The sequence below is a fragment of the Calothrix sp. UHCC 0171 genome, assembly GCF_034931845.1.
In the GTDB taxonomy this organism is placed as follows: Bacteria; Cyanobacteriota; Cyanobacteriia; order Cyanobacteriales; family Nostocaceae; genus Brunnivagina.
In genome coordinates, this window is record NZ_JAYGHN010000001.1 from 277,466 (window position 1) to 290,132 (window position 12,667).

13 protein-coding genes are annotated in these 12,667 nt (G+C 39.6%); 3 read left to right on the forward strand and 10 right to left on the reverse strand.

All coding sequences use genetic code 11. The annotated features are described in order from the left end of the window. Positions 1–30: 30 nt before the first annotated feature. On the forward strand, positions 31–1,029 hold the full coding sequence (gene murB / locus VB733_RS01055; RefSeq protein WP_323338264.1) for a UDP-N-acetylmuramate dehydrogenase: 999 nt from the start codon (positions 31–33) through the stop codon (positions 1,027–1,029). 244 nt (positions 1,030–1,273) lie between these two features. Here murB and VB733_RS01060 read toward each other — a convergent pair whose 3' ends face one another. The 7 genes from VB733_RS01060 to VB733_RS01090 form a co-directional block, all read right to left on the reverse strand. Next, positions 1,274–1,975: a response regulator transcription factor gene (locus tag VB733_RS01060; protein WP_323338441.1), complete on the reverse strand. Its 702-nt coding sequence runs from the start codon at positions 1,973–1,975 to the stop codon at positions 1,274–1,276. A 588-nt stretch (positions 1,976–2,563) separates the two neighbouring features. Beyond that, positions 2,564–3,040 (reverse strand): low molecular weight protein-tyrosine-phosphatase, encoded by a 477-nt coding sequence (locus VB733_RS01065; protein WP_323338265.1) that lies wholly within the window; start codon positions 3,038–3,040, stop codon positions 2,564–2,566. Positions 3,041–3,253: 213 nt separating this feature from the next. Then, the gene (locus VB733_RS01070) at positions 3,254–3,601 is read right to left on the reverse strand and encodes a YbaB/EbfC family nucleoid-associated protein (RefSeq protein ID WP_323338266.1); all 348 of its coding nucleotides are present in this window, start codon (positions 3,599–3,601) and stop codon (positions 3,254–3,256) included. 67 nt (positions 3,602–3,668) lie between these two features. Beyond that, on the reverse strand, positions 3,669–4,805 hold the full coding sequence (locus VB733_RS01075) for a pilus assembly protein PilB (protein WP_323338267.1): 1,137 nt from the start codon (positions 4,803–4,805) through the stop codon (positions 3,669–3,671). Positions 4,806–5,147: 342 nt separating this feature from the next. Next, positions 5,148–6,323 (reverse strand): HetZ-related protein 2, encoded by a 1,176-nt coding sequence (locus VB733_RS01080; protein ID WP_323338268.1) that lies wholly within the window; start codon positions 6,321–6,323, stop codon positions 5,148–5,150. An 811-nt stretch (positions 6,324–7,134) separates the two neighbouring features. Next, complete coding sequence (locus VB733_RS01085; protein ID WP_096610487.1) at positions 7,135–7,476, reverse strand: carbon dioxide-concentrating mechanism protein CcmK; 342 nt, start codon at positions 7,474–7,476, stop codon at positions 7,135–7,137. Between the two features lie 168 nt (positions 7,477–7,644). Beyond that, positions 7,645–7,956: a BMC domain-containing protein gene (locus VB733_RS01090; protein ID WP_096610489.1), complete on the reverse strand. Its 312-nt coding sequence runs from the start codon at positions 7,954–7,956 to the stop codon at positions 7,645–7,647. 174 nt (positions 7,957–8,130) lie between these two features. Between VB733_RS01090 and VB733_RS01095 the strand changes: the two genes are divergently transcribed. After that, entirely contained in the window at positions 8,131–9,045 is a 915-nt protein-coding gene (locus tag VB733_RS01095; protein ID WP_323338269.1) for an alpha/beta hydrolase, read from the forward strand. A 44-nt stretch (positions 9,046–9,089) separates the two neighbouring features. On the opposite strand, the gene VB733_RS01100 is transcribed toward VB733_RS01095, so the two are convergent. The 3 genes from VB733_RS01100 to VB733_RS01110 form a co-directional block, all read right to left on the reverse strand. Beyond that, the gene (locus VB733_RS01100) at positions 9,090–10,004 is read right to left on the reverse strand and encodes a branched-chain amino acid transaminase (RefSeq protein ID WP_323338270.1); all 915 of its coding nucleotides are present in this window, start codon (positions 10,002–10,004) and stop codon (positions 9,090–9,092) included. Positions 10,005–10,191: 187 nt separating this feature from the next. Further along, complete coding sequence (locus VB733_RS01105; protein WP_323338271.1) at positions 10,192–10,833, reverse strand: hypothetical protein; 642 nt, start codon at positions 10,831–10,833, stop codon at positions 10,192–10,194. After that, complete coding sequence (locus tag VB733_RS01110) at positions 10,833–11,465, reverse strand: ParA family protein (protein ID WP_323338272.1); 633 nt, start codon at positions 11,463–11,465, stop codon at positions 10,833–10,835. The genes VB733_RS01105 and VB733_RS01110 overlap by 1 nt, the downstream gene beginning before the upstream one ends. Before the next feature lie 407 nt (positions 11,466–11,872). Between VB733_RS01110 and VB733_RS01115 the strand changes: the two genes are divergently transcribed. Then, a complete protein-coding gene (locus tag VB733_RS01115) occupies positions 11,873–12,664 on the forward strand; it encodes a pantothenate kinase (protein WP_323338273.1) in 792 nt (263 codons plus the stop codon). The last annotated feature ends 3 nt before the right edge of the window (positions 12,665–12,667 follow it).

Sequence of the window (12,667 nt, forward strand, 5' to 3'; positions counted from 1 at the left end):
AGTTTATTAAAGATAATCATCAAGGTAGATATGACCATTTCCCAGGCAACTGTGGATGTCTGCAATATTTCAGCAGCTAGTACAAACACCAAAACAGCAGCAAACTCCAGCCAAAATAAAAACGTGATTTATTTACCTGATACGGATTGTGTGATTAAGTCGCAAGTTTCGCTTTCAGGATATACTTCTTACCGGGTGGGTGGTCCGGCAGAATGGTATGTTGCGCCTCGCAACGTGGAAATGTTACAAGCAAGTATTGAATACGCCAAAGAACAGCAATTACCAGTAACAATTTTAGGGGCTGGTTCTAATTTACTGGTGAGCGATCGCGGTATCTCCGGTTTAGTGATTGGAACTCGCCATCTTCGTTACAGTTCTCTTGATACAGAAACGGGTTTAGTCACAGTCGCAGCCGGCGAAGCTATTCCTGCCTTGGCTTGGGCGGCAGCAGAATATGGTTTAGAAGGACTGGAATGGTCAGTCGGGATACCGGGAACTGTTGGTGGTGCTGTAGTTATGAATGCTGGCGCACACAACGGCTGTATCGCAGATATATTCGTCAGTGCCCAAGTATTATTACCTGATGGAACCCTACGTACTTTCACGGCAGAGGAAATGGGCTATGCTTATCGTACATCGAAACTACAAGGAAGTCAGCTTGTAGTCACCCAAGCCACCTTCCAACTGCTACCGGGGGTTGATCCAGCAGTAGTCAAAGCAACCACCAAACATCACAAAGAGCATCGTCTAAATACCCAACCCTACGATAAACCCAGTTGCGGTAGTGTTTTTCGCAATCCGAAACCCTATTCCGCAGGCTGGTTAATCGAACAATCTGGTTTAAAAGGTTTCCAAATCGGAAAAGCCCAAGTAGCTCCTCGCCACGCTAATTTTATTATTAACTGTGGTGGTGCCAGTGCTAGAGACATCTTCAATCTAATCCATCATGTCCAGCACCATGTCCAAGAAAACTGGTCGATTGCTTTAGAGCCAGAAGTGAAGATGATTGGTGAGTTTGTCGGCATCTAAGAAATAGGAAACACCTATAGTAGCAACGCTAAAACTACTACGGAAATGGGGAGATAGGGGAAAATTTAAGAACATTCGTAATAGCTACCGGAAAGTTAAAGCTAGACAGTTGAAAACTTCTAACTCCCCATATCAAGTCCGGCTAATCAGTTCTGATTAATTTTCTCTGTCTCTCCCCATCTCCGCATCAGCCTTAATAGTAAATTGTGAAGCGGAGATGGTATAAACAATCAACATTCAGCACTTATTCTACCAACCCATGTTTAATCGCGAATCGAACAAGTTGAGCGCGGTTACTAGTTTCCGTTTTTCTTAACAAACTGCTGACATATTTTTCGACGGTGCGGGGGCTAAGATGGAGTTTGTCCCCCATTTCGATATTAGACAGTCCTTCTGTTAGGAGCCGAAGCACTTCTTGTTCGCGAACACTCAACGATTCAAAAGCCAGAGGGATTGGTGAGGAAATAGATTTGTGGTGGTAGTTTTCCTCAGTTTTACTGGGGCTATGGGGATTGCCAAAATTTTCGGACTCCAACTGATCTGTTTGTGAGAGACGATATTCTGATTGAATAATTTGCGATCGCTCCAACAAATTCCGAATTGCAGCAGCTAATTCTTCGAGTTCAAAAGGTTTGGGTAAATATAAATCGCATCCCGACTGATAACCTAAGATTCTTTCCTGAGTCTTGGTTCGTCCTGTCAATAAAATTACGGGTAATAGTCGAAATATCGGCTGTTGACGCACCCGACGTACTAGTTCATAACCGTTCATGCGTGGCATCACGATATCAGTGACAATCAAATCGGGATGGTATTGTTCTACCATTCCCAAAGCCTGTTGACCGTCGTCAGCAACAATGACTGAGTAACCAGACAGTTCAAGATAGTCACAGATAGACAAACGAGTGCCTAAATCATCATCCACAACAAGGATTGTTAAGGGCATGAATGTTAAACCCCTTACAGTTTGCTTGCCTAAAAGTTCTCTTGTATAAGCCCTATCAGTAACCACTGGCATAAGGATATAGTACCCATATGTTTCATACTATTGCACGATAATTAGCTGATATTCTCTCGAAGTTAATTTATCAATCAAATATTTTGATCATGCAGCAATTAATAAAGTTATTTTTAACTCCAATACTTATGAGTAAAAATACTTGCCCAAACCATTTAGATATTGAACTGTGCTTTGTTAGCAAATTAATTACTTGTCCTTGCTAAATCTTTGGGTGAGAAATATTGTACGGGCATTTACGCCCGTACCACAAGGGATTTTGGGATACTTTTTTATTTGCAAATCCTCAATTTTAATGATATGACAATATCATCTTAGCCAAGAGATAGTATCAAGTTTTTCCCCAAAATTGGGTTTGAGAAGCTACTTATAAACTAAGCCTAAACACTAAAAAGGTTGGTTTCTGGGGACTTAGGCAGCTAGCATCATTCTAATTATTTGCTAAAAAACCTACTGTTCCCTAAAGAGTTAAGCTTATATACTCACTTTAGCAATACACTGTAACTAAGGGCTAATCTAGTCGTGACTATCAACTTGATTTAACAAGCCCTCACAGGCATCTACAAGTAAGTCGATGACGCGGTTAAATCCTTCAGTACCACCATAGTAAGGGTCAGGTACTTCTTTGAGGGTGTGGCGTGAACAAAAATCGCACATTAACTGTACTTTATCGCCATATTGCCCCAGTGGGTCGAGACTCAAAATATTGGCATGGTTATCTTTATCCATTGCCAAAATTAAATCAAAGTCCCGAAAGTCAGATGTTTGGAACTGGCGCGCCCTGCCTTTGAGAGAAATTCCTAATTTTTGAGTTGCAGCAGCACTCATCCGACGGTCTGGAGGGCTACCGATATGGTAACTTGATGTGCCTGCGGAATCACAAATAATACGATCGCTCAGTCCTTTTTCCGCAACAAGATGATTCATAATATTTTCTGCAGCTGGCGATCGACAAATATTACCAAGGCAGACAAATAATAACTTGTATGGCATGTGAGTTTGGGCAATGTCTAATGGGCAATTATCACGTTAGATATTAGTCGTTGGTAATTAAACCAAGTATGTAGTTACCATCAAAACCAATCAAGAGAGTGTAGTGTCCCTCTGGAAGCACACTGCACTCTCTTCGGGTTTTATATTTAATTAAACCTACCTGCTTAATAACTAATCACTAATAACTAATGACTAATAATTAACGATGGTGGGCTAAAATCCTGGTAATTCTAGTCCGCTAGTGAGTTCTTCCATGCGTTCGCGCATTGTCGCTGTGGACTTGGTGTAAGCATCTTTCATTGCAGCAGTAACCAAGTCAGAAAGCACATCAGCCCCTTCGCTCAAAGCATCAGATGAAATTTCAACTCGTTTTGGTTCTTGGTTGCCGCTAACAACGACTTTAACTAAACCACCACCAGCTTCCCCTTGAATTTCCATCACCTCCAATTCTTCTTGGAGTTTTTTGGCACCTTCCTGAACTTGTTGGGCTTTTTTGAAGGCATCTGCCAATTCCTTCATCTTACCCAAACCAAAGCCAAATCCCTGTCCTTTTCCTGTCATAATTACTAATCCGCGTATGCTTGTAAAAACAAATCAAATTTAATTATAGATGCGACGGGTAAAATGACTATTTTTTACTTTCCTCTGATTCCGTTAGTTCTTTGATTTGATTATCTAGGTTATTTAAGAGTCTGTTGAGAACTTTTAATGTCTCTAGGCTTTCGTTGCTGATATTGCGATTCGAGAGCATCCTCTGTTGGAGTTCGTGTAGTTTATAACTCAATTGTTGGGAAATACCAATAGCATCACGGCTAATACGCGAAAACTGTTGTTGTTGATAAAACTTTAATGCGGCTCCCCGGAGGACTTGGAGGGTTGCCTCGTCGCCATACATTCCCGGCATGACTCGCAAGCGCAATAACAGTCGTTGTTGTTGATATAAGTATTCTTTTTCAACTTGCTTTGCCTCTGACAGCGTATTGAAGCGTAAGCCAGCAAATTTTTTGAGTTCGTTCAGGGCACCTTGAAAGACAGAAAGTGGTAGTTTTTCTAACACTGACTGTAGGACACCATTTTCACTCCAAAGGATTTTGCCTTCGTAGGGTAAACGTTCAAAGTAAAGCCTACCAATTCCTCCGGTGATGACTCTACCTAATAATTCTTCTAAAAATTTTTTTGGTGGTAGTGTTGATAGCAGTTCGACTGGTGTAAATTCGTTGGGTTCAGGTACTAGTAAATGTGGTATCTCGATCGCAGGTGTGTTTTCGGTGTTATCTTCTGGTTGTATTTGATGAGAATTTATCTCTTCTGATTCTGCTTCTGCTTCTACTTGAGGGTCTGAAGATGCTTCTGTTGAGGCGGCTTGTGGCGATGATTCTGGGGAATATGCCTCATTTTCGGCTACTTGCTGGGGCAGAGGTTGAGATGTATTTTTGTAATTTAAATAAGCTGAAAGGATGCTACGGTGATTCTCGGCAGACATTGCCTGAATCGTCATTGTGTAATTTACATATATTAAAATGCGGTTGACGTAATCTAGTGCAGCCTCATCCTCTGGATTCACCATGCCAAGTATCAGGCTTTTGTCTTCAAGTCGCAGAGGCAAAATTTGATGGTAAAGACAGACTTCAAAGGATAAAAAATTCTCAATGAGCTGAATTATTTGCTCTCGCTCTGGTTCGTGATTCCATTGAAGCTCTGTGTCAGGTGACACTTTTTCCCCTAGTACTTCGGTGTCAATTGGTTTGCCTTCTGAAGACAACATAGTCCGATCACTCGATTATCCTACTTTTCTATATTGCCCAGAAGTTGAGGGGGAGTTAACAAATTTCGATTTTTTCTTTGTTGGGGAATCGGGAGTTCGTTCAAGCTTGCCTAGTGGTTCGCCAACCCATAATTGACGGGTTGAGATTGACTCGGAGATTTTTGTCCCTGCAAAGTTACTTTGGTGAACTATCTAGATACTGAAAATCAATTTGTTCTGGAAATGGAGAGATAGGGAAACACGGAAAATTTTTATCACCAGTAATTAGCCTAACTGAATCTGAGACAGGGGATAAGAGGAACAAGAAAGAAGTTTCTTCCTTGTGTTTTCTCTCCCTTGTTTCTACTCTTCACTTCGTAACGACTGGGCGGTGAGATAGACTTTTGTCCATTCTCCCATTGCTTGATGTGCTTTTAATTTCAGCTTCTGAGCAATTATTTCGATATTTTCTCCGGCTTTTCGCAATTCTAATATTTGCTTTTGGATGGGAGATATTTTTGCTAATAACTGCTGCCATTGTTGTTGTGTCAAGCCAAAGTTATGTTCGCTCAGGGATGTACCTAACCAACTATCGACAAGTTCAGGTTTGCCTTTGAGGGCAAAAACACGCACTGCATGGTAGCTAATTTTTTCCCGCAGTCGATAAATTTCTCGAATTGGCTTTTCTAATTTTTTGGCGATCGCATCTTGGCTTTTCCCTTGCAGGTACATGCGTAACCACAATACTGCTTCTTCCCCAAGGTTTTCTCTTAAGTAGTTCTCAAATTCTTCTTTGACTTCGTTCCGCAGGGTTTGCTGTTCTTCAAGTTCCTGCTCTTCTTGGTAGTCGGTGATTGCTTGATTGTCTGCTAAATTTATCCGATTATCACTATCGTCGGTTAAAACTTCTTCCGATACCAATTTTACTAAGTCGCTGGTGGGAACTTGAGTTAATCCACCTCGTTGCGTGCGTCTTAAATAATTAACAAACCGATATACCAATAAAGGCTGATTGCGGATTGGACGCAAGCAATATTCTTCAACGCTAGCAAATAAGAGTGTGTTTTTTAACTTGGGTTCGCTGGTGCATTGGGAAATATAAGCCATCTGGGACAGCATGTAATTATCGCTTTGCAATAGCTCTTGAATTACTTCTTGCAATACGTCCATAACCGAACGCTGTCTGTCTCGACTCAATGCTACCCAAGTTTGAATTTTGTTTCGCAGTGTCACCAAACTGCCCAAACGAGTAATGAGGTTGCGATAAGCAACATCACGCCCTTTATTCAAATAACGCTGCTGTAAAATTCGATAGCGGTACTCCATCGCTTGCTTGGCAATTTCTAAATCTTTTCGATCTAGCTCGTCAAACCGATTGCGATCGCTCCCTAATAACCAATTAACTATGCTTTCTCGATTGACTCCACTTTGATCTGGACACTCAGCTTCCAAGCGTGAGTGCCATTCTTGTGCTAGTTTTTCCGCAACCGTTGCCATTGTGAGATTGCGCTCCTCAAAACCCTGTTTCACAGTTTGCATCACAACCCCCTGTTATCCCGCTTATACACCTTAATTAACTGGCAGTTGCACCCTAATTGGTGATGTTATTATCACTGTTCTGTAGCTACACTTTTATTACGTTTTAACTCATTCAATTTATGCAGTCTTTTCGGAATTTTTATGTTTTTTTCTCATTTCTGAGATATTGAGTTTTTAGAACTCTCAACATTTTTACCGAATTGGTCTTTATGTAAAGTTTTGTAAATTACATAAATTTTATTGAGGTTTTCAACACCAGTCTATTGACAATATAGTGGTAGAGCATCTCAACTTATGCATGGTTGTGAGTTTATGACATTATGCACCTACATAATTATGTACAACAGATAAATAAGGTTTGTTGGCATTAAAGACGCTGTTTTCTAGACTCAGGTTTCATGTCTATGGATTTCGCCATTGATACAGAGTCATGGATATTTTTTATACTAGTATAAACCTATTCTTGTCATTAAAAACTCATTTTTGACAAAGTGAAAGCGAATATACATGAAGTCTCAAATTGAGTTTCCCTGTTAATAGTGTTTATTTACTTGTAAAATTATCAACATAGATATCCTTTGTTTGCATTCAAATTTACTCACTCCATAAATCATTTTTAGAAAAATATCACACATTTCAAAGTACCCATATGGGTACTTTTTAAGCAGCAATTAACATCATACTAAGCATTTTGTATTTTTTATAGATTTTTTTATAGATAATTACGTAGTTCCCATCAAAACCAATAAAGAGAGTCTAGTATGCTCATTCTGGAAACAGACTAAACTCTCTTCGGATTTTATGTTGTTGATTAACTTCTGCGAACTATTGGGTTTTCTACAGATTGTCGATATTGATCTACTTGGTCAGTATAAGCAATTGGTAGAACAGCTTCAACGTTTTCATGGGGACGTGGAATAATCACCCAGGATTCCAAAACACCACCGTGGCAGTTTTCAGCAGCTTCAACACCAGCAGCCATTGCGGCTTTAACTTCTGAGACATCCCCACGAATGTTAACTGTAAAACGAGCGCTACCTACCCGGATGTAACCAACAAGAGTAACTCGTCCAGCTTTTACCATTGCATCAGCTGCTGCGAGTACAGCAGGAAATCCTTTTGTTTCAAGTGCTCCAACTGCCTGTAGCGACATTGATTATCTCCTATATCAGTAAACGTATGTGGCGTTAAAAACTAATTGTACGAATGTTCTTACATCTTTTGGAAGATATTTTCAAAATAATGAGTCTTGGATATTGGACATTGGGGGAGGGAATTTATGAATTCATTCACTCCTAATTCTCCTAATCCCTACTCTTATTTAAAAAATTCGGAATGGTTCTGATTTTCTGGTGAAATGAATTGGTAAAACGGCTTCTACATTTTCTGGTGGATTAGGGACTATATAGTGGGTTATGACTTGACCGCCAAAAGTGGCTTCACCTGCTGCAATTCCGGATTCCATCGCTCGCTGAACTTCTGATACATGTCCGCGCACAGCGACTATTAAGCGCCCGCTTTCCGCAATATCGTAATATACGATCGCCACTTCGGCAGCTTTTACCATTGCATCTGCTGCGGCGAGTACAGCAGGAAAACCCAAAGTTTCGATTACGCCAACCGCTTGGGGCATTAATTTTATCTCCGACAGGCTTCCTAAGAGAGTGAATTTAATTTTACAGGGAAAAGGGAAGAAGGGGAAGACAGGGAATTTATAGATAGCCGAGGACAAAGAGATAATTTCTCCTAATTTCTCAATCTTGCCTTTTGCTTTCCTCGATATCCATTTCGCGGTAAACTAATATTTATGTTTCCAAGTTTTTTACCTACTAAAGTCGGGCAACTTACCGAAGCGGCTTCAATTGCGATCGCTCAACAAATTCAGCTTGCAGAAATCTCTACTCCTCTGGCGGAGAAAACAGTTACTACTGCCTATGCTCATCAAGTTCCCCAAGGGCAAGGTAATGGTCAAACACCACTTTTATTAATTCACGGTTTTGATAGTTCTTTATTAGAATTTCGCCGCCTTTTTCCACTTCTGGCAACAGAAAAGGATACTTGGGCAGTTGATATGTTAGGTTTTGGTTTTACCGATAGAGTTGCAGGAATCAAATATAGTCCAACTGCTATCAAAACCCACCTTTATTATTTCTGGAAAACACTCATTAATCAACCAGTTATTTTAGTTGGTGCTTCTATGGGTGGTGCCGCAGCGATAGATTTTACTCTCACTTACCCGGAAATTGTCGAAAAACTAATATTAATTGATAGTGCTGGTTTAGTTGGTGGCTCTCCATTAGTCAAGTTGATGTTTTCGCCTTTAGATACTTGGCTCACAAATTTTTTGAAAAGCCCGAAAGTTCGTCAAAATATATCTCGTGCTGCTTATAAAAATAAGGAATTAGCTTCTATTGATGCTCAACTTTGTGCGGCTTTACATTTAGAATTGCCGAACTGGAATACTGCTTTGATTACTTTTACAAAAAGTGGTGGTTATAGTGCTTTTAGATTTAAAGAATTAATGAAAATTCAACAAGAAACATTAATTTTGTGGGGTGACTCCGATAAAATTTTGGGAACAAAAGATGCAGCAAGATTTAAACGAGCAATTCCTAATAGTAAATTAATTTGGATTCAAGATTCTGGACATGTTCCGCATTTAGAACAACCACAAATAACAGCCAAGCATGTACTAGATTTTGCTAAATCGAAAAAATCATAAGACTCTCGCCTTCTTGAAAAAAACGAGAATCTAAAAATCTCAAACTAGTCAATCGAAATAGGGAAAACCCAATCTTGATAATCTGGTTCACGATTCTCTGTAATTGCAGTAAATTTATCCCGCAATTTCTCAGTTATCGGTCTATTTTCTGGTAAGGTAAAATTTTCTATTTGCTTGACAGGTAAAACTTTAGCCGCAGTCCCACACAAAAAGACTTCATCGGCAATAAACAATTCTGACTTATCAATTGGTCTTTCGACAACTTTTATCCCCAAATCACCAGCAATTTTCATCACACTATCACGGGTAATCCCTTCTAAAATATCTTGTTCAAATCCGGGTGTGAAAATCTGCCCATTTCTAACAATAAAAATATTCATTCCCGAAGCTTCGCTGACTTTCCCTTGGGAGTTCATCAAAATTGCTTCATCAAAACCAGATTCAATCGCTTCTGTTTTTGCCAGCGAAGAAGTAATGTAAGCTCCACTAATTTTACCTCGCAATGGGAAGCTCACATCATTTTGACGATACCAGGAACTAATTCGACAACTGACACCTTCAGGTGAAGAATATTCACCCAATTCCAAACCATAAACGAAGAAATCTTTTTGAATATTGTGTAATCTGGGTGCAATTCCTAAGTCAGCAGTGTAGACAAAAGGACGCATATAAAATGAAACTGAAGGACGATTTTTTTTAACAAAATCAATAATTGTTTCTTGAATTTTTTCGGCGGAAATATCGTAATGAAGAAACCTGGCACTAGTGCTTAATCTTTGACAGTGACGATCTAATCTAAATAATAATATTTGATTAGAATTTTGGGGGTTAGGAATACCGCGCAAACCACCTAAAGCGCCAGTTCCGTAGTGGAGTGCATGGGTAGCAATAGAAATTTTTGCTTCAGCAAATGGTACAAATTTATTTTCAAAGAAGGCGATAGGTAAGAAGTTGTACATGGGAAATACTGTAACCCTTTAATTCTGGTAATCTCTGACGCTGTGTTTAAAACATAGCAAATAAGCGTTCTATAATGGAACGCTTGCTCATAAATACAGCACCAGTTTTGCTTTTTTTTGCATTTAGTCTTGTATTTATTTTTGTATTTAAACTCTAAATTAGACTAATTGCAATGAAACTAATATTTCAGTCTAGTAGCCACATTGGAGAAGAATTTTCTTTCTGTTCTTCCGATTCTCTTGTTGGTAATGGTTCAATCGGTCTTCTATCAAATGCATGATAGGATTTTTTGTGGTGTAATACTGGTTTGTAAGTTTCTGGGGCTGGCTTTTGCTTAGTTTGTTGAACTAAGGCAATTTGTGCTTTTTCTTGCTCAAATTGGGCTTTTTCCTGCTTCAAAGCGTTAATTTCTGCGTTTAATTGGGAATTAGCATCTGCAAGATGTATAGCTGCTGTTTTTGCTTCTTGAAGCTCTTTTGCTAAACCGTTCGCTTTGGCTTGTTGCTCAGATAAAGTTGATTGTAACTTGTCAATTTCTTGTTGTAAATTAATTTGGCGATCGCTAGCTTCAGTGAGCAATTCGTTTAATTCTTTGACAGTTACTTCTAATTCTGCTTTCGTGGGATGAGTACGTTTTGAATTTTTTTCTTCTTCTATATTTTCCGTTTCTGTTTTTGCTTGAATATCCGAAATTTTTGCTTCCTTGTCTTCTTTTTGCTCAGAAGCTTTAACTGCTGTCGCGGTGACATCAATTACTGAATCTTGAGCAGGGGTAGGAATCTTTTTCGCTTCGTCTTGTATTAATTCAGTTAGTTGTCTCTTAGCCATTATTTTCTCCAGTCTCGTTGTATTTCTTCGGCAACGCGACGGTAGTCAGATTCTGCCTCGCGCCCATTTTTTCCCCGCCATTGTGTAATTGGTACACCATCAAGCACTGCTCGCTCGTGAGCTTTATAAATACGAATGAAAGCATTACAGGCAGGAATCCCTAGCTCCATCAAAGCATTTTGAGCTTCCAGAGCTTCTCCTAAACTTCGCGTATCAACTTTTGTCAACAGGACTCGGTGAGGAGTTCCCGCAGGAGCAACTGCTGATTTCACCGTATCAACAAGCACAGCTAAATCCATTGGTGCTGGAGGTGTGGGTAGAACTAAGTAATCAGCAATTCCCACAACTGCTGCTAAAGCTTCTGAGTGTAGCGCTGGAGGCGTATCTACTATAACTAAATCGTAACCTTTTATTTTACGCAAATGACTTAAAAGTTGAGGATTTGTATCTTGAGATAGGTCAAATCCCATTCCATTCTGGCTGCGTCCAAACCACCAGCTTGCAGAACCTTGAATATCGGCATCAACAAGAAGCACTTTTTGCTGTTCTGCGAAAGTTGCTGCCAGATTCACTGCGGTAGTTGTTTTACCAACTCCGCCTTTACCATTAACAACCGCAATAATTTTTGGCACTGTTTAGATAGCGACGCGGACATAATTATGAATATACCGCGAAACGGTGACAGGGGTGAAAGTTGTAATTTTAAAACTAAACATAACGATAATCAACAATAGGTCTATTCCGGTAGGTGGGTTTACCAGGTTGTTGAGAAACGACTGAGTAGCAATTATTTCTCAGGGGCGCGATCGCAAGTAATCTGACTATTTGCTGCTTGAACTGGTAATCTAGATATCATACTCAAACATGCTGCAATTGCAGTTAATAAAAGTTTTCTAATTGTCATCGCTTTATATTCTGCATTAAAAAACTGAAATAAAAATTCAATTATTGTAATGTAAGGTATTCTAATTTTGCTTTAATAAAGGGTATATTTCTTCCTACGCAGGATAGATTTAGAGCGTAAAAACTCTGACATTATATGTCCAAAACTTGGCTAGGTTTAATAATTGGCAACTCTCGATCGCATTGGGGATTATTTACAGATAATACCCTGATTTATGCTTGGGATAGCTCTCATATATCTGTGGATGCGGTGCAAGAGTTAGCGACAAGTGGAAAACTAGAAAAGCTATTTTCTGGTGGGGAGTTTTTTTCCGATGTTCCCATCAGCTTGCCAAGACATTTTGAGCAAATTGCGATCGCATCTGTAGTCCCTCGACAAACCGAAATCTGGCAAAATTATACTAATGTCCAAATCATTACTTTACAAGATGTACCTTTAAAAGGAATGTATCCAACTTTGGGTATTGATAGAGCCTTAGGGTTATACGGTGCAGGCAACAATTTTGGCTTTCCAATATTAGTAATCGATGCAGGAACCGCGTTGACTTTTACTGGTGCTAATCAGAAGCAAGAATTCGCAGGAGGAGCAATTTTACCGGGATTGAGTTTGCAACTAACAACTTTGGCAAATCGAACTGGACAGTTACCCAATGTTGAATTACCGCAACAATTACCGCAACGCTTGGCAATGAATACACCGGGAGCAATACAAAGTGGTGTGATTTATAGCCTACTTGCAGGAATTCGAGATTTTGTTGAGACTTGGTGGTGGGATTTTCCCGATGGGAAAGTGATAATGACGGGAGGAGATAGTAAAATAATTCATGCTTATTGGCGATCGCATTATCCCCATATTCGCGATCGGATTACAGTTGAACGCCATTTAATTTTGTGGGGAATGAGAGAATTAATAATCATTAATGGTTAAGAA

Excerpts from the sequence above, each read along its gene's own strand:
- VB733_RS01065 (WP_323338265.1), bottom strand. The coding sequence starts at position 3,040 with ATGCCATACAAGTTATTATTTGTCTGCCTTGGTAATATTTGTCGATCG.
- VB733_RS01115 (WP_323338273.1), top strand. The coding sequence starts at position 11,873 with ATGTCCAAAACTTGGCTAGGTTTAATAATTGGCAACTCTCGATCGCAT.
- VB733_RS01095 (WP_323338269.1), top strand. The coding sequence starts at position 8,131 with ATGTTTCCAAGTTTTTTACCTACTAAAGTCGGGCAACTTACCGAAGCG.
- VB733_RS01075 (WP_323338267.1), bottom strand. The coding sequence starts at position 4,805 with ATGTTGTCTTCAGAAGGCAAACCAATTGACACCGAAGTACTAGGGGAA.
- murB (WP_323338264.1), top strand. The coding sequence starts at position 31 with ATGACCATTTCCCAGGCAACTGTGGATGTCTGCAATATTTCAGCAGCT.
- VB733_RS01080 (WP_323338268.1), bottom strand. The coding sequence starts at position 6,323 with ATGCAAACTGTGAAACAGGGTTTTGAGGAGCGCAATCTCACAATGGCA.
- VB733_RS01060 (WP_323338441.1), bottom strand. The coding sequence starts at position 1,975 with ATGCCCTTAACAATCCTTGTTGTGGATGATGATTTAGGCACTCGTTTG.
- VB733_RS01100 (WP_323338270.1), bottom strand. The coding sequence starts at position 10,004 with ATGTACAACTTCTTACCTATCGCCTTCTTTGAAAATAAATTTGTACCA.
- VB733_RS01085 (WP_096610487.1), bottom strand. The coding sequence starts at position 7,476 with ATGTCGCTACAGGCAGTTGGAGCACTTGAAACAAAAGGATTTCCTGCT.
- VB733_RS01105 (WP_323338271.1), bottom strand. The coding sequence starts at position 10,833 with ATGGCTAAGAGACAACTAACTGAATTAATACAAGACGAAGCGAAAAAG.
- VB733_RS01090 (WP_096610489.1), bottom strand. The coding sequence starts at position 7,956 with ATGCCCCAAGCGGTTGGCGTAATCGAAACTTTGGGTTTTCCTGCTGTA.
- VB733_RS01070 (WP_323338266.1), bottom strand. The coding sequence starts at position 3,601 with ATGACAGGAAAAGGACAGGGATTTGGCTTTGGTTTGGGTAAGATGAAG.